The sequence below is a fragment of the Microlunatus sp. YIM B11417 genome (assembly GCF_059617205.1).
Genome location: NZ_JCAMPJ010000003.1, coordinates 936,851 through 953,561, shown reverse-complemented (window position 1 = coordinate 953,561; position 16,711 = coordinate 936,851). Strand labels below are relative to the sequence as shown.

At 71.8% G+C, this 16,711-nt stretch carries 8 protein-coding genes; 6 read left to right on the top strand and 2 right to left on the bottom strand.

Going from position 1 to position 16,711, the window contains the following annotated elements; all coding sequences use genetic code 11:
- Window positions 1-140: 140 nt before the first annotated feature.
- On the bottom strand, window positions 141-1,673 hold the full coding sequence (locus AC6CCG_RS19575) for a glycosyltransferase family 2 protein (RefSeq protein WP_496656266.1): 1,533 nt from the start codon (window positions 1,671-1,673) through the stop codon (window positions 141-143).
- A gap of 102 nt (window positions 1,674-1,775) precedes the next feature.
- On the opposite strand from AC6CCG_RS19575, the gene AC6CCG_RS19570 reads away from it, so the two are divergent.
- The 3 genes from AC6CCG_RS19570 (at window position 1,776) to AC6CCG_RS19560 (ending at window position 6,847) form a co-directional block, all read left to right on the top strand.
- A complete protein-coding gene (locus AC6CCG_RS19570; protein ID WP_496656265.1) occupies window positions 1,776-4,010 on the top strand; it encodes a CDP-glycerol glycerophosphotransferase family protein in 2,235 nt (744 codons plus the stop codon).
- A gap of 85 nt (window positions 4,011-4,095) precedes the next feature.
- Complete coding sequence (locus AC6CCG_RS19565) at window positions 4,096-4,842, top strand: class I SAM-dependent methyltransferase (protein WP_496656264.1); 747 nt, start codon at window positions 4,096-4,098, stop codon at window positions 4,840-4,842.
- Between the two features lie 148 nt (window positions 4,843-4,990).
- Window positions 4,991-6,847 (top strand): glycosyltransferase family 2 protein, encoded by a 1,857-nt coding sequence (locus AC6CCG_RS19560; RefSeq protein WP_496656263.1) that lies wholly within the window; start codon window positions 4,991-4,993, stop codon window positions 6,845-6,847.
- Here the strand turns inward: AC6CCG_RS19560 and AC6CCG_RS19555 are convergent, their stop codons facing one another.
- Window positions 6,848-8,377 carry a glycosyltransferase family 2 protein gene (locus tag AC6CCG_RS19555; protein WP_496656262.1) on the bottom strand — a complete coding sequence of 510 codons (1,530 nt, stop codon included), beginning with the start codon at window positions 8,375-8,377 and terminating at the stop codon, window positions 6,848-6,850.
- A gap of 134 nt (window positions 8,378-8,511) precedes the next feature.
- On the opposite strand from AC6CCG_RS19555, the gene AC6CCG_RS19550 reads away from it, so the two are divergent.
- From AC6CCG_RS19550 to AC6CCG_RS19540, 3 genes are all read left to right on the top strand, one after another.
- Window positions 8,512-10,344, top strand: coding sequence for a glycosyltransferase family 61 protein (locus AC6CCG_RS19550; RefSeq protein ID WP_496656261.1), 1,833 nt, complete (start codon window positions 8,512-8,514; stop codon window positions 10,342-10,344).
- A gap of 4 nt (window positions 10,345-10,348) precedes the next feature.
- A complete protein-coding gene (locus AC6CCG_RS19545) occupies window positions 10,349-13,003 on the top strand; it encodes a glycosyltransferase family 2 protein (protein WP_496656260.1) in 2,655 nt (884 codons plus the stop codon).
- A gap of 87 nt (window positions 13,004-13,090) precedes the next feature.
- Window positions 13,091-16,696, top strand: a complete 3,606-nt coding sequence (locus AC6CCG_RS19540; RefSeq protein ID WP_496656259.1) for a bifunctional glycosyltransferase/CDP-glycerol:glycerophosphate glycerophosphotransferase — start codon at window positions 13,091-13,093, stop codon at window positions 16,694-16,696.
- Window positions 16,697-16,711: the final 15 nt, after the last annotated feature.

The following is a 16,711-nucleotide window of genomic DNA, read 5'->3' as shown; positions in this document are numbered from 1 at the left end:
AGACCCCGGAAACGACTCGGCTTCAAAACCCCCGCCGAGAAGCTGCACGAGCTACTGTCCAACCCGACAGATCCAACTGTTGCACTCACCGCGTGAGTCGGCCCACCAGAACGCCTGCTTTGGTGACCGGTCGGCGGATTTCAGTGGCGGGGGCGGAGGGAGCGGTTGACTCGGCGGTAGAAGGCTCGGGCGGCGGGGTTGTGGGAGAGGCGCTGGGCAGCGGGCTCGAGGAAGGCGGGGATGCGGTGGCGGAGCCGGGTCAGCACCGTGGGCGGGGGCTTCGGCGTGGTTCGGCGGGGGCGGTCCGAGGGCGGTTCGGGGGCGACCGGGGCGGGAATGACCCGCGGCCGGGGCGGCTTCGGGGTCGCGATCACCGCCATGCTGCCGGACGGGTCGATGCGCAGGCTGAGGCCGGTCTCGGCGGGCTTGGCACCGCCGAAGGCGACGGCCAGCGAGTTGGTGCCGGCCAGCCCGGACAGGTAGCTCTCCACCCGGGCCTGGCCGTCGGCGCAGATCAGGGTGGCCGGGGCGGCGTCGCCGCGCTGGACCAGCTGACCGCGGATCGCGGCCGTACCGGTGACGTGCAGGGACGGCACCATCAACCGGGCCAGGGTGCCACGAACGCTCTCGGAGACCTCGGCGCCGTCGGCCGGCAGCGCGCCGACGGCCGGGTAACGGGTGGCGCCGATGTCGACGGCGAGGCCGTCGCCGTGCCGGGCGGTCGCGACCAGCAGTCCGTCCAGCACCGCGGAGGGTACGTCGGCGGCCGGGATCCGGAGCCGGCAGCCGGTGTGGTCCGGGCCGATCACCGAGACCCAGAGTTCCCAGACGCCCGGCGCCAGGGGTTCGCCGAGGGCGGCCCGGCGCGGATCGAGCTCGGCCCGCGCGACCCGCTTGTCGGAGTCGGGGTCGTCCGGGCGCGGCGCGTCGGTCGGCAGCCAGAAGTCCAGGCCGGAGGCCGGGTGGTGGACGGCGAACCGGAGTTGTTGATCATGGAGTCGGCGGTCCGCGACGGCGAGCGCGGCCGCCTCGGAACGCAGCGTCACCTCGATCCGCAGCCGGCCGTCGACCCAGCGGGCGGCGACGCCGGACCGGGTGATCGGTGGCGTGTTGCTCGGCCGCGGATCGAGGTAGAGGGCGGGGTAGTCGGCCAGCACGCCGCCGCGGCGGGTGTGCCGGCGCGGGTCGGTCAGCACCGCCGTCCGGTAGAGCACGAACGGCTCCGGACGATCCGGTACGTCACCGGACCAGACCGAGTTCTCGCCGAACAGGCCGTCCAGGATCCCGGCCGCGCTGCGATAGGCGACCCGGCCGGTCAGCCGGTCCAGGTCCTGCTCCGCCGCGTACCGGGTCAGCCGTTCCAGGGCCTCCGGCAGCACGCGAGCCCGGCGGTCCATCACGCTCGGGCCGAGGATCAGTGTCCAGTCGCCGCTGGCCAGCGCCGCCGCGCCGTGCTTCGACGCCTCGGCCGGCCCGGGGTTGTGGTGCACCAGCACGTTCGGCCGGTGCTGCGCATACCGATCGAGGCGCCGCGCCAGTTCGCCGCTGCCGGTGGCCAGGATGACCTGCAGCCGCGGGGCAGGCAGCGACTGGGCATCGAGTGAGGCCAGGGTGGCGGACAACTCCTGGGCGGGGCGGTCCGCATACACCACGACCGAGACGGAGTGGGACATCTCGTCAACCTTACTGTCGAAAACCCGCACCGTCGCCGATTCCCGGCGCGCCGTGGACACCGTTGGCACGCTCGCGTGGTTTCGCCCGTAAACTTCCCCGCCATGGTGAGGACAGGCGAACGTCGGAGCTCGGTGACCCGGCTGAAACGGCGGATCCGCCGCGTGGTCAAACGGACCCCGGTGCTGAACGGCCTGCTCCGCCGGTACGACAGCGCCCGCAAGGCCGCCGCCCCGCCGCCTGCCGCGAAGAAGGCCCCGGCCAAGAAGGCTCCCGCCAAGAAGGCGCCGGCCAAGAAGGCGCCCGCGACCAAGATCAACTTCGGTGACCTGGTGTTCGTGGTCGCCGGCGTGCGCTGGCTCGGCCCGGCGACGTACGAACTCACCGGCTGGGCGTACGGCAGCAAGCTGGCCGCCACGGTCAACCCGCCCAAGCTGCGGATCTGGCTTGCCGGCGGCGACACGTCGATCGAGGCGACCGTCGAGCAGCGGGCCGACCTGCGCGCGAACCTGTACGCGAGCGACGACAAGCATGACCGCAGCGGCGCCGGCTTCCGGGCGGTGGTCGACCTGAAGTCGCTGCTGACCAGCGCCGACACCGACCGGCTTACCCTGCGCTGCGCGCTGACTCAGCAGGGCTCGAGAATCGAGGGCACGGCCACCGGCCGGCAGGACCAGGGCTCGGCCGGCAGCCTGGTCCCCTCCGGCGGCGGCACCGGACCGGACGACACCCCGCGGTACCTGCAGCCGGTCTGGTCGAAGGAGGACGGCCTGTCCGTCGCCCGGCGGGACGGCCGACCGCCGCGGCCGGCACCGGCGCCGGTCATGATCACCGAGTGGACCGCCTACGATCCCGGCTCGCCGCGGATCCGGGCGGCCGGCTGGGTCGCCGAGGACGTGGAGCCGGAGACGATCAGCCTCGAGCTGCGCGGCCCGCTCGGCTCGGTGCCGGCGGACCTGACCTGGCAGCGGCGCGGCTTCACCCTGACCCTCGACCTCGAGGCCAGCTTCTGGAACGGCCCGGTCGCGCCGCTGTCGATCGGCCACTACCGGCTCTGGGCCCTCAACGACGGCGAGCCGATCGACGTCAAGCTGGCGCCGGAGGCGATCGCGGACCTACCGGTCGAGTTCGAGTCGAGCCGGCTGAACGCGACGCTGGGCCGGGCCGCCAAGGACGTGCCGTCGGTGCATGTGGCGCCGCCGCTGCGGGTCGACGAGGCCGGGCTGTACGCGTTCCGGGTGCAACGGGACCGCTACTGGTCCACTCCGTCGGAGCGGGACGGTTCGGTCTACTTCGAGAGCTTCTACGCCCGCAGCGCGACCGACAGCCCGCGCGCCATCCACGAGGAACTGGTCCGCCGCGGCACCGACCGCACCCTCTACTGGACCGTCGCCGACTACTCGGTGCCGCTGCCGGAGGGCGCGACGCCGCTGCTCTGGAAGAGCCGGGAGTGGTTCGAGGTGCTCGGCAAGGCCTCGTACTTCTTCCACAACTGCGGTGCGCCGATCCCGTTGCGCAAGCACAAGCGGCCCGGCCAGACCGTCGTCCAGACCTGGCACGGGACGCCGCTGAAGCTGCTCGGCAACGATCGGCCCGTGAACCGGGACCGGGCCAACTACGAGAAGCTGCAGAAGGGCCTGTCGTCGGACTGGGACTTCCTGCTCGCGCAGAACACGTACGCGGCCGACATCTTCCGGGAGGCCTACTTCTACGACGGCCCGCTGCTCGAACTCGGCTACCCGCGCAACGACACGCTGGTCACCACGCCGCCCGAGCAGGTCGCCGCCCTCCGGGAGGGGCTGGGCCTGCGGCCGGACCAGAAGGCGATCCTGTACGCGCCGACCTGGCGGGACGGCGAGGGCCACGTGGTCGGCTACCTCGACCTGGAGTGGCTGGGCCGTCAGCTCGGGCCCGACTACGTCTTCCTGCTCCGCGGCCACACCAATTCGCTGCGCCCGGGCGCCCGTGTATTCGGCAGCAACATCATCGACGCCACCTCGTACCCGCTGCTCAACGATCTGTTGCTGGCGGCCGACCTGGTGATCACCGACTACTCGTCGATCATGTTCGACTACACGGTGACCGGGAAGCCGATCCAGTTCTTCGTGCCGGACTACGACGACTACCGGGACCGCCGCCGCGGGCTCTACTTCGACCTGGCCGAGAGCGCGCCGGGTCCGCTGTCGTACACGCCGGAGGAGCTGGTCGAGAACGTCAAGAACGCGGAGGCGCAGCACGCCGAGCACGCGGACGCCTATGCGGCCTGGGTGGCCAAGTTCAACCCGCGCGACGACGGCCAGGCCGCCGCGCGCGTCGTCGACGCAGTCTTCACCGAATAGAACAGTCAGGTCCTTGCGCGGAGCGCTGCGGGGGATCCAAAGGGGGTCGCCCCCTTTTGCAACAGAGAAGGGATAAGTTGTGCCGATGAGGTATCTCACGGTCCTGGAGTACGCGCACCGGAAGCTGAACCCGGCCACCTATCTTGAGATCGGTGTACGGACCGGGACCAGTCTCGCGCTGGCCCGCTGCCGCGCGATCGGGATCGACCCGGCGTTCACGATCAAGACCGAGTTGCACTGCGACGTGTCCCTGTTCCGGACCACCAGCGATGCCTACTTCAGCCAGCCGGACCCGCTCGCCGCAACCGGCGGCCGGCCGTTCGAACTGGCCTTCATCGACGGCATGCACCTCTTCGAGTACGCCCTCCGCGACTTCATCAACGCCGAGCGGTACAGCTCGACCAAGGGCGTCATCTTCTTCGACGACATGATGCCGAACACGGTCGAGGAGGCCGCCCGGGTCAAGCACACCCGGCTCTGGACCGGCGACGTGTACTCGATGGTCGAGGTGCTGCGGCGTTACCGCCCGGACCTGACCGTGATCATGACCGACGTCCGGCCGACCGGGCTGTTGCTGGTCACCGGCCTGGACCCGGAGAACACGGTGCTGGCCGACAACTTCACCGAGATCCTGGCCGAGTTCCGCAGGCCGGACCCGCAGCCGGTGCCGATCCAGCTGATCGATCGGCTCGGAGCCCAGGCCCCGGAGCGGGTCATGCAGTCGGAACTCTGGGACACCCTCAACGGTGTCCGGGCCGGCACCCCGGCCCACGAGGTGCAGGCCCTGCTGTCCGAGCGGCTCGGTGCCTCGCTCGGCGCCGCGTACGCCTGACCCGAGCGAGCCCGGCCCCGGGCGAACTCTGAGCCATCCCCGCGTCCCGCTCCCGATTTTCTGCGCAAATCCCAGCGTTCCGCCGCGACTGCGGTGATACTTGGCGCACTGCGAGCGAAGGAAAACGGGGCTGGGGATGCGGACCTGGGTGAGCCTTGTCGTGCCGACGTACCGGACGAGTCCGGACCATCTCGGGGCGCTGGTCGAGTCGGTGGACCGGCTCACGCTGCCCGCCGAGGCGCTCGAGTTGATCTTCGTCGACGACGGGTCCCCGGACGACACGTACGGCCGGCTGCAGGCCCTCGCCGCCGAGCGCCAGCACACCATCGCCCGGCAGATCCCCAACTCGGGCTGGCCCGGCCGGCCGCGCAACGTCGGCGCCGACCTGGCCTCCGGCGAGTACGTCCTGTTCCTGGACCATGACGACCTGCTGTTCCCGGACGGTCTGGAGCACGCGTACGCCTTCGGGCACCGGCACCGGGCCGACGTGGTCAACCTCAAGGAGGCCCGGACCAAGGGGTGGGGCTGGGGCTGGGACAGCTACGAGCAGGACCGAGCCCCGGAGCCCGAGTCCCGGCTGGCCGACCTGCTGCCGCTGACGCCGCACAAGCTGTACCGCCGCGACTTCCTGCGGGAGCAGGAGGTCCGGTTCGACGAGCGGCGGCGGCTGCTCTGGGAGGACGTCCGGTTCAACGTGCTCGCCTTAGCCCGCGGTGCGAGGGTCGCGGTCTTCGGCAGCCGAGCCTGTTACCACTGGGTGAAGCGCGAGGCCGGCAGTTCGACCACGTTCGGCGTCGACGTGGAGGAGAAGTGGCGCAACCTGACCGACCTGGTGCGCTCGAGCGCCGCCCTGCTGCCGCCCGGCCCGCGCCGCGACGAGGTGCTGCTGCACCTGTACCGGGGCCGGTTCCTGGACCGGTTCGGGGCATGGATGCTGACCGCCCGGCCGCAGCGGCTGGAGTACGAGGCGGAGCGGGCCCGGGCGCTGGCCGAGGAGCTGATCCCGGAGCGACTGGACGCCGGCCTGGGGCCCGTGGCCCGGGCCCGGTCGCGGTGCCTGCGCACCGGTGACCTGGACACCGCACGCCGGCTCGCCCTGATCGAGCGCGGGATCAGCCCGCCGGCGACCGCGGTCGACGTCTCCTGGCAGGGTCCGCGCCTCGAACTGACGGTCGAGATCCAGCTCCGGTACGAGGGCTCGCCGCTGACCCTGACCCGGACCGCCGACGGGCGGCTGCAGCGCGACCCGGACGCCCCCGTCCGAGCGGCACTGGGTCAGGACCAGCTCGACTTCGCCGGCTCGGTGGACACCGGGCTGCTCCAGTTCGGGCTGAAGGCGCGCGACACCCGGGAGGACTGGCACGTCGGCGACCCCGGCGCTCCGGTCCTGGAGCCGACCGGGGACGGCTTCGTGATCAAGGGCCGGCACACCGTCGCCATCGAGGTCGGCACCGCGGCGTTCGGCCGGCCGCTGGGGCAGCAGCCGTACGACGTCAGCCTGAGCACGACCGCGCTGGATCGCCGGTTCCACCACGCCGCGCCCGGTCCGGAGGGTTTGCTGCTGCCCGCCCTGATCGACGGGACCGCGGTGATCGCCTACACGAACCGGAGCGGCGGGCTGACGCTCGACGTGGGGGAGCGCTTCCGTACCGTCGCGGCGGGGGCGGCCTCGGCCGACGCGACCGTTCAACTGCTCCCGTCCGACGGCCGAGCCGTCCTGGAGCTCGGGGTGCCGGGCGTCCACGTGCACGGCTGTACGGCTCTGTCCGGCACGGTCCGGCTGGTCCCGGACGACGACCGGGAGCCGATCGAGCTCAGCGCGACCCTGCTCGGCTCCGACGGCCGGGCCCGGATCCGGACCGCGGCCGCGGCGCTTCCCTCGGGCACGTACACGATCGAGGTCCGGTTCAGCGGCCGCACCACGAGGACCGAGCACACGGTGACCGTGCCGTCCACCCTCGGCGCCCGGCTGCGCGGGCTGATCCGGCGCCGCCGGGACAACTGATCAGCGCAGGGCGCGGTTGATCCGGCCGTAGATCGAACGGGCCGCGGAATTGCGGGACAGGCCCTTCACGGCGGGCTCGAGGAAGCCGGGGACGCGGCGGCGCAGCTTGGTCAGCGCCGTCGGCGGGGGCTTCTTCTTCGCCTTCTTCTTGGCCGGCTTCTTCGCGGCCGCCGGCTTCGGCGCCGGAGTCGCCGCGACCGGCTTCGGAGCGGGCTTCGGGGCTGGCTTCGGGGCGGCCGGCTTCGGGGCCGGCTTGGGCGGGGTCGGGGCGATCGTCATGGCGCCGACCGGATCGATGGTCAGGGTCAGGCCGGTCTCGGCGGCGTGGCTGGTGCCGAACTTGGTCAGCAGCGGGCTGCTGCCGGCCATCCCGGACATCAGGCACTCGACCCGGGCCTCGCCGTCGGTCGCGATCAGCTCGGCCGGCAGCGGGAAGCCGCCCTGCTGCAGGAAGCCCTCGATCCGGGCGTCGCCGTGCACGTGCAGGCCCGGCGCGGGCAGCGTGGCGAGGGTGCCGCCGGCGGCCTCCTCGATCGTGGCCCGCTCGGCCGGCAGTTCGCCCAGCCCGGCCAGCATGGTGGCGCCGAGGTCGAGCGAGAAGCCGTTCCCGGTCACGCCGAGCGCGACGAGGGTGCCGTCGACGAGGGCCGACGGCGCGGTGATCGGTGGCACCCGGACCCGCTCGCCGGTGCCGTCGCCGTCGATCGCGGTCAGCCAGAGGCCCCAGGCGCCGCCGGCCAGCTGCGGCACCTCGGCCTCGGCGGCCAGGTCGATCGTCGCCCGCACCACGGTTCCGCCGTCGGCGGCCGGCTCGGTCGTCGTCGGCAGCCAGTGCTCCAGGCCGGTGGCCCGGTGCTGCAACGTGTACGCCAGCTCGGCGGAGGACGAGGCGGTGGCCGTCACGGTCAGCACGGTGCCCTGCCAGGAGGCGGCCGCGTCGCTCACCTCGAAGGAGGCGGCCGGACCCTCGGCGCCGTCCTGCTCGCCGAGCACCAGGCAGGCGTAGTCGGCGAAGACGCCGCCCGAACCCGGATCGTCGGCGGCGTCCCGGAGCCGCTCGGTTCGGTGCAGGATGCACGGCGACGGCGGCACCGGGCCGCCGGCCCGCTGCTCGGACAGCCGGAACAGGCCGGTCAGCCGCCCCTTCGCGTTCCGGTACGCGACCTGTGCCGCGAGCCAGTCGAGCTGGTGCTTCTCGGCGTGGTCGACCAGCTTCCGCAGCGATTCGGGCAGCAGCTCGGCGTCCCGCGTCGCGGTCTCGGTACCGAAGATCAGGGTCCAGGTGCCGGTGGCCGCACCGACCGCCTGGGTCAGGGCCGCCTCGGCCGGACCGGCGGACTGACGCACCGTGACGTTGGGGCGCCGGGCGGCCAGGTCCTCCCACCGTTCGGCCTGCCCGTCACCGGTACTGACCAGGATGATCTCCAGTTCGGACGGGCTCAGCGTCTGCGTGTCCAGCGAGGAGATCAGCTTCGCGAGCCGCCGTGGCTCGCGGTCGGCGGTGATCAGTACCGAAACTTCTACGGGCATCCGGGTGTCCTGTTGTTCGAGAGTTGTCAGTTCGTCGTAACCTGCACACTACCGTCGGGTTCTTCGGTGGTCATACGAGAGTGCACAGCGGGAGTCTGGTGGAAACGTCACGCCAATCGGATCAGCCACGCCGGGTGGCGCGGCTCAAGAAGCTGGGGCGCCGCTATGCCCCGGACTGGCTGAAGAGCGCCTACCGGTCGGCGCGCGGTGATGCAGGATCCTCCGGCAACGGGACGCAGGCGAAGGCCGAGACCGTACCCGAGCGTTGGGTGGACGTCGCCAAGGAGCGCGGCTGGAAGCCGGACAAGCCGACCCGCAGGTTCCTGACCCGGCTCGAGGACACCCTGCGGCAGGGGACGACCACCCGGATCGCGCTGTTCACCGACGACACCTCGGCCGAGTTGACCGGGCTGCTGGTGCAGGTGCTGCCGAAGAGTGCGGTGTTCGCGGTCCCCGACGGTACGGACTCCGACCAGCACGCCGAGCTCGCCGCGCAGGGCCCGGTGGATGTGATCATCGACGCCACCCTGGCCGGTCCGGCCGAACGGCTGCGCCGGTTCCGCCGGACCTTCCTCCACCTCAAGGCCGGCGGCCGGTACTGCGTCCGCAGCGCCACCACCGGGCTGACCGCCGACGCCAAGAAGACGCCGTCGATCTGGGAACTCGTCAGCCGGGTCGTGGACGACCGGGACCGTGGCCGGTTCGCCGACGTCGAGGACAAGAAGCCGTCCCCGCGCAAGGACGAGAAGGGGATCGCCGAAGCGGTCCGCGGGATCGCCTACGACGACGGGTTGTTGATCATCACGAGCGCCGGCCCGGCCCTGCCGAAGCTGCGCGAGTGGGAAGTGGAGCGGGTGCTCCGGGCCAAGCCGGAGATCGGGCGGATCCTGACCAAGCTGCCGGCCACCACGTTCTCCCGGGTCGGCGACCTGCGCTACAACCACGACCGGCACGACCCCCGGTTCGCCACCGAGTACACGGTGCCCGAACTGCAGCTGCGCGAGTACGACGACGTCCTGGCCTGCCCGCACCAGGTGGTGCTGTCGCACGACGTGATCCTGCCGGACACGTTCCGGCACCTGACCCACCCGCGACTGAAGAACAGGTTCCTGGACGACCTGAACCCGCTGTTCGCGCGCTACCCGCGGAACGTGGCGGAGCCCAAGGAACTCTCCGGCAGCTACTTCTATCTGTCCTCGGAGTGGCCGCGGCACTTCGGCCACATGATGACCGAGCAGCTGTCCCGGATGTGGGCCTGGTCGATCGCCAAGGAGCGGCACCCGGATCTCAAGGTGCTGCTGCCGCTGCCCGGCGGCCACAACGAGCTGGCCCCGTTCGAGCGGGACGTGCTGGCCGCCGCCGGCGCCGGGCCGGACGACTTCGTGTCACCGAAGGGCGTGCTGCGGGTGGAGAAGCTGCTGTCGGCGACGCCGATGCTGGTCAACCCGAGCTACGTCCACCCGGAGCTGCCGGACGTCTGGCGCCGGGCCGGCGCGAAGCTGGTCGCCGAGGGCCGTTCCCGCAGCGCCGAGGACCGGCCGGCGAAGATCTTCGTCTCCCGCCGGTCCAACTACAAGCGGGCCTGCCACAACCTGGCCGAGGTGGAGGAGTTCTTCACCCGGCACGGGTTCACGATCGTCTACCCGGAGGACTACGACGTCGCCGAGCAGGCGACGATCTTCGACTCCGCGGAGTTGATCGCCGGCTTCGCCGGCAGCGCCATGTTCAGCCTGATCTTCTGCGCCGAGCCCAAACGGGTCATCCTCATCTCGTCCGAGTCGTACACGGCCCGCAACGAATACATGATGGCCTTCGCCATGGGGCACCGGGTCAGCCTGGTCTGGTGCGACCCGGACATCGCCCAGCCGGAGAAGGGCTGGGACGGCAAGGCGTTCGCGTCCGGGTTCAGCGTCGATTTCGAACGTGACGGTGACTTCCTCACCGACGCGGCAACCACAGACTGGTGACCCGATGCCGAAAGTCAGCGTCGTCGTCGCGACGTACAACTCGGGGAACCGGATCGAGCAGACCGTGCAGAGCCTGCTCGCCCAGACCCTGCCGGCGAACGAGTACGAGGGGATCTTCGTCGATGACGGCTCCACCGACGGCACGGACCGCCGGGTCGAGCAACTGATCGAGGGCCGGCAGCAGCTGCAACTGCACCGGATCGAGAACTCCGGCTGGTCCGGCCGGCCGCGGAATCTCGGCACCGACCGAGCCACCGGGGAATACGTCCTCTATCTCGATCATGACGACCAGCTGTTCCCGGACGCGCTGCGGCGGATGTACGACTACGCGGTCGAGACCGGCGCCGACGTGGTGCTCGGCAAGGAGGTCATGAAGGGCGACCCGCTGACGCCCGGCTGGCCGACCTGGCAGGGCAACGTCGCCGACGCCGGCATCGACCAGCGAGTGCTGCACTGCGTGACGCCGCACAAGCTGTACCGCCGGTCCCTGCTCGTCGAGGCCGGGATCAGGTTCCCGGAGGGACCGATCCGGCTGGAGGACCAGTACTTCAACGCCGCCGTCTACGCCGCCACCGACAAGACCGCGATCCTGGCCGACTATCCCTGCTACCAGTGGCTGATCCATGATCAGAACCTGCACCGGGCCGGCTTCGACTTCGACGTCTTCCTGGACTCGTTCGAACGGTCGCTGGAGCCGATCGAGGCGCTGGCCGACGGTCCGAAGCGGCGGGCCCTGCTGAAGCGCTGGTACGTCCGCGTCATCCTGCGCTGGCTCGGTCCCGGCGACCACCCGATCCGGGACCGCTACCTGTCCGACGCCGACCGGCTGCTGCGGCACTTCCCGGACGCGTTGGACGCCGACCTGGAGCCGATCGACCGGGTCCGTTCCTGGCTCTACCGGCGCGGCGACCGGGCCGGGCTGGACGCGTTGCGGGAACGCGACCGGACGGTGAAGCTCGGCCTCGACCCGGTCCGCGAGGTGACCTGGGACCGGGGTGCGCTGCGGGTCGTGATCACGGGGCGGCTGCAGGCGGGCGACGACCCGTACCCGGTCGCCGAGGGCGCCGACGGACCGGTGCTCGACCTGACCGGCGCCGGCCTGCCCGACCTGCCGCCCGAGTCGGCGACGCGGCTCGGCGAGCTCGCCGCGACCGTGGTCGATCTCGGGCTGCGCGGCCGCGGCTCCGGCGTGGAATGGCCGATGCCGGGCGGCGTGCCGTTGCGGCTGGACGCCGAACGCCGGCTCACCTTCACCGTCGACGCCCGGATCGACCTCGCCCCCGGGGCCGGCCCGCTGCGGGCCTGGCTGGACGGCGGCGAAGGGGACGAGATCTTCGACGCCCGGCTGCACCTGACCGGGCTCGGCTACGAGCGGATCGACCCGGTCCGCGCCGAGGGGCTGGCCGAGCGGCCGGCGCTGATCGCCGGACTGCCCGCGGTGCCGTACCGGACCAACGACGGCCGGCTCGCGCTCGACCTGACCAGGCTCGGCGAGGCCCGCCGGATCCTGCCGTTGATCCAGGTCGACCCGGCCGCGAGCCGGGTCGGGCCGGACCGGGTCCGGCTCGGCCTGACCGGCCTGCACACGTACGGCGACACGGAGCTCACCGGCACCGTCGCGTACGAGAGCTCGGCCCCGGCCGAACTGGTCGCCGAGTCCGACCGACCCGCCGAGCTGCGGTTCCGGCCGGAGCCCGGCGACACGTTCGCGGTCCACGCCCGGTTCCAGGACCGACAGACCCCGCTGCGCGCCGAGCTCGACCTGGCCGCCACACCGCCCGCGGTCCGGCCGCTGCCGGAACCGGCTCCGGCCAAGGACCGCGCGGTCCCGGCGGCCAAGCCCACCGGAACCCTGCAGACCGACGGAGTCCGGGTCACCTGGGCCGGCCAGGCCTTCGTCGTCACCGTCACCGGCACCGGGAGCGAGCCGCTGGACTCGGTCGGGATCTCGGTCCGTGGACGTGCCTCGGGGATCGAGGTGCCGGTCCTCCGCCAGGCTCAGGACCCGGCCGCCGGCTTCGAGATCACCGGGCGGATCGACGTGGCCGGACTGGAGCAGGACATCTGGGACGTCCGGGTGGACGGGCACGGCGCCTCCGGCAAGCACCGGGACCCGGTCCGGATCGGCAGCCTGACCGAGCTGCCGGCCCTGGTCGACGGCCGTGCCGCGGTGGCGTACGCGACGAAGGACGGCGGGCTGGCGCTGGACCTCACCGAGACGGCGCGGACCGTCGTCGGTGCCGCCCGGCCCGCTGCCGAGGACGCGAGCACCGACGCCGACCAGGTGGTGCTCGCCCTGACCAGGGTGCAGATCGCCGGTGCCGGCCGGCTGACCGGGCGGGCGGTCACCGAGAGCCAGCTGCCGGCCCGGCTGGTCGCGACCGGGGCCGGCGCCGAACTGGTCGTCGACGGCCCGGTACGGGCCGGCCGCCGCGACCTGATGTTCGCCTTCACCGGCCACCGCAGCTCGCGCCGGATGACGGTCGAGTTCGGCGACGGGACGGCGACCGTCGCGATCGCCGGCGAGACCGCCGCGACCGTGCCGCTGGCCCCGCCGGCACCGGAGCCCGAGCCCGCCCGGGAGCGCGGCGGCGGCCGGTTCCGGCGCGGCCTGCAGAAGGTCTGGAAGCGCCGCCGCGGCGTGGACGACTCGTCCTGACCGGTCGACTTCACTTAAACTCGCCGCGGCCCCGTGACTATTTCGCAACATGTGCATTCGCCCACGTGGCACACGAACAGGAGAACTGTGCAGGCACGCAAGCTTCTGCGCCGGATCGCCCGGCGGCTCCCGAACGGCTTGGTCCGGACCGTGAAAGAGAGCCCGGTCGGACCGTTGCTGTGGCGGCGGCTGCCCGGGCCCGAACTGAGCGTCATCGTCCCGGTCTACAACGTCGAGGAGTACCTCGGCGCCTGCCTGGACAGCCTGCTGCGTCAGTCCCTGAAGCGGCTCGAGATCATCATCGTCGACGACGGCTCGACCGACGGGTCGCCCGCGGTGATCGCGCAGTACGTCAAGAAGGACCGGCGGATCAAGGTGATCCGGCAGGCCAACGCCGGTCTGGGTGCCGCGCGCAACGTGGGCATCGCCGCCGCGACCGCGCCGTTGATCACGTTCCTCGACTCCGACGACACGATTCCGCAGCGGGCGTACCAGCGGATGGTGGACACCCTGCACAAGACCGGCTCCGACTTCGTCGTCGGCTCGGTCCGCCGGTTCAGCCACGGCAAGTCGTCCAAGCCGGCCTGGGTGGACAACGCGCACCGCGAGGAACGGCTCGGGATCACCATCGACGAGTTCCCGGACGCGATGCAGGACGTGATCGCCTGCAACCGGATGTTCCGCCGCGAGTTCTGGAACACCAAGATCGGTCCGTTCCCCGAGGGCATCGCGTACGAGGACCACGTGCCGATGGTCACCGCGTACCTGCGCGCCCGCTCCTTCGACATGCTGTCGATCAGCACGTACAACTGGCGGATCCGGGAGGATCAGTCCTCGATCGGCCAGCAGAAGCACGAGGTCTCCAACCTGCGGGACCGGGTCTCGGTGAAGGACCTGGCCTGGGAGGTCGTCTCGGCCGAGTCGTCGCCGCGGGTGTCGGCCGCCTGGCTGGGCCGGGTGCTCGACATCGACCTGTCCCTGTTCGTCGAGTTCGCAGTGACCGCCGACGAGGAGTACCGCTCCGTCCTGCAGCGGGCCTGCCAGCGCTTCATCGCCCGCGCCGACGCGGCGGCCTGGTCGCACGTCCGGGTCGAACGCAAGCTGCGGGTCGCGCTGGCCGCACAGGGCCGCTGGGTCGAGGCCGGCCGGGTGATCGAGTACTTCCGGCTGAACGGTGCGCTGCCGCAGACGACGGTGATCGACGGCGTCGTGGTCGCCGACCTGCCGATCGCCGAGGAGCTGGACCTGCCGGAGGAGATGTACCGGCTCAGTGATCATCAGAGCGCGCTGTCCGCCTGTGTCGCCCGGACCGACTGGCTGCCGGACGGCAAGCTGCGGCTGGAGGGCTGGGCGTTCGCCCGCGGCGTGGACCTGACCGAGCACGACGAGGAGATCACCGCCTACCTCAAGGAGGTGACCACCGGCCGCCGGGTCGAGCTGGAGGTGGGCCGGTTCCGCCGCGACTACATCACCCGCTGGGCCAACCACCCCAATCAGCGGTACGACTCCGCCGGCTTCACCGCCGTCGTCGACGTCGACGCGCTGGTCGAGGAGCCGGTCACCGACTCGCAGTGGCAGTTGCGGATCCGGACCTCCTGCCGCGGGGTCGAGCGGGAGGGCGGCGTGCACGGCATCATCCGGACCGGCCAGGGCAAGATGAACCCGGCCCGGGACCTGGCCAACGGCGACGTCTCGTACCGGATCGTGCCGGTCAACGACGACAAGATCGGCTTCGCGATCCAGATCCGGCCCGACCAGTGGCGGGCCGTCCGGCTGGCCGCGCACGGGCGGGAACTGACCGGGCAGCTGCGGCTGCTGCGGCCGGCCCGGCCGCCGCGCGAGGTGGTGCTGACCCGGAACGCCCAGCAGGTGTACCGGGCCAAGGTCGAGCCGCTCGCGGACGGCGACTTCACCTTCTCGCTGCAGCTGCCGGAGAACCTGCGGCCGAGCAGCAACTGGGAGGTCCGGCTGCGCGACAGCGGCCGGTCCGACCGGCGGATCTCCTGGCCCGCCGAGGCCGAGGTCGGTGCGGAGATCGGCAGCTACGGGCGCGGTTCGTCGCGCTGGGTCCGCACCCCGCGCGGGTACGTCTCGCTGACCACGGCACCGGTCGTGCTGCGCGCCCACGGCGTCTCCACCGAGGGCACCCGGATCCTGGTCGACGTCTCGCTCGAGGGAGCGGACCCGGCCACCCTGGCCGGTGCCTACCTCCACTCGCCGCGCGGCAAGGTGTTCGCCGCCTCGGTCGAGGAACTGCCGGCCGGCCGGCACCGGCTGGCGTTCGACCCGGCGGTGCCGAACTGGCGCAGCGAGCAGTCCTACCCGCTGCCGACCGGCACCTACGGCGTCCGGCTGCCCTGGTCCACGACCGAGTCGGGGGAGGAGGAGTCGGTCAACCTGCTCTACCACACCGAGTGGCTGCCCGAGCTGCCGTTCGACCTGGTCACCGACTGGCACCGGATCACGGTCGGCCGCCGGACCGGTTCGCCGGTGCTGACGATCGGCCTCCGGGCCCCGCTCGCCGAGGCCGAACTGGGCCGGGTCGCGCAGCGCCGGCTGGCCGCGACCGACTGGCCGCAGCAGCCCGCCGACCAGGTGTTCTTCCAGTGCTACCGGGGCGAGTTCGCCACCGACAGCCAGCTCGCGATCCACCGTGAGCTGCACCGCCGGAAGGCGCCGCTGGACCTGCTCTGGGGCGTCTCCGACCTGTCGGTCGAGCTGCCCGAGGGCGCCAAGCCGGTGATCATCGGCAGCGCGGCCTGGTACGAGGCGATCGCCACCTCGCGCTACCTCTGCAACAACATCGACTTCGACCGGTTCTTCACCCGGCGGCCGTACCAGAAGTTCCTGCAGACCTTCCACGGCTACCCGTTCAAGTCGATGGGTATCTCGTTCTGGCGGGCCAAGGACTTCCCGGACGATCTGATCGACGTCGAGTGCCGGCGCCGCAACGACGCCTGGACCTCGATCCTGGTCCCGTCCGAATTCTGCGCCGATCTGTACCGGCAGGAGTACCGCTACCAGGGCGAGATCCTGGTCACCGGCTACCCGCGCGACGACGCCCTGGTCGACCCGGACCCGGGGGAGCGGGCCCGGGTGCTCGGCCGGCTCGGCGTCGATCCGGGCAAGAAGGTGCTGCTGTACGCGCCGACCTGGCGGGACACCAGCGCGACCGGCGCCTGGTCGGCGCGGTTCTACGACGCGCTGGACATCGACAAGCTGGCGGCCCAGCTGGGCGAGGACTACGTGATCCTGCTCCGCGGCCACAACTACAACCTGCGCCAGGGCGACCTGGAGCACAAGGCGGCGACGGTCGTCGACGTGACCCGGTACCCGGAGATCAACGACCTCACCCTGGCCGCCGACGTCGCGATCCTGGACTACTCGTCGTTGCGCTTCGACTGGGCGCTGACCGGCAAGCCGATGATCTTCTTCGTGCCGGACCTGGACGACTACCTGGGCACCCGGTCGTCGCTGTTCGACTGGGAGCCGACGGCGCCCGGCCCGCAGGTCAAGGATCTGCCGGAGCTGCTCGACTGCCTGCTCCGGCTCGACGTGGTGGAGAAGGAGTACGCCGCCGAGATCGCGCGGTTCAACGCCGAGTACAACGGCCTGCACGACGGCGCCGCCACCCAGCGGGTGGTGGAGGCATTCTTCGACGAGGCCGATCGCGGCAGCCGCGTCGACGGCTGAGAGGCTGCTTCTGTG

Coding starts and splice junctions, on each gene's coding strand:
- AC6CCG_RS19555 (WP_496656262.1), bottom strand. CDS start 8,377: ATGCCCGTAGAAGTTTCGGTACTGATCACCGCCGACCGCGAGCCACGG.
- AC6CCG_RS19545 (WP_496656260.1), top strand. CDS start 10,349: ATGCCGAAAGTCAGCGTCGTCGTCGCGACGTACAACTCGGGGAACCGG.
- AC6CCG_RS19565 (WP_496656264.1), top strand. CDS start 4,096: ATGAGGTATCTCACGGTCCTGGAGTACGCGCACCGGAAGCTGAACCCG.
- AC6CCG_RS19575 (WP_496656266.1), bottom strand. CDS start 1,673: ATGTCCCACTCCGTCTCGGTCGTGGTGTATGCGGACCGCCCCGCCCAG.
- AC6CCG_RS19570 (WP_496656265.1), top strand. CDS start 1,776: ATGGTGAGGACAGGCGAACGTCGGAGCTCGGTGACCCGGCTGAAACGG.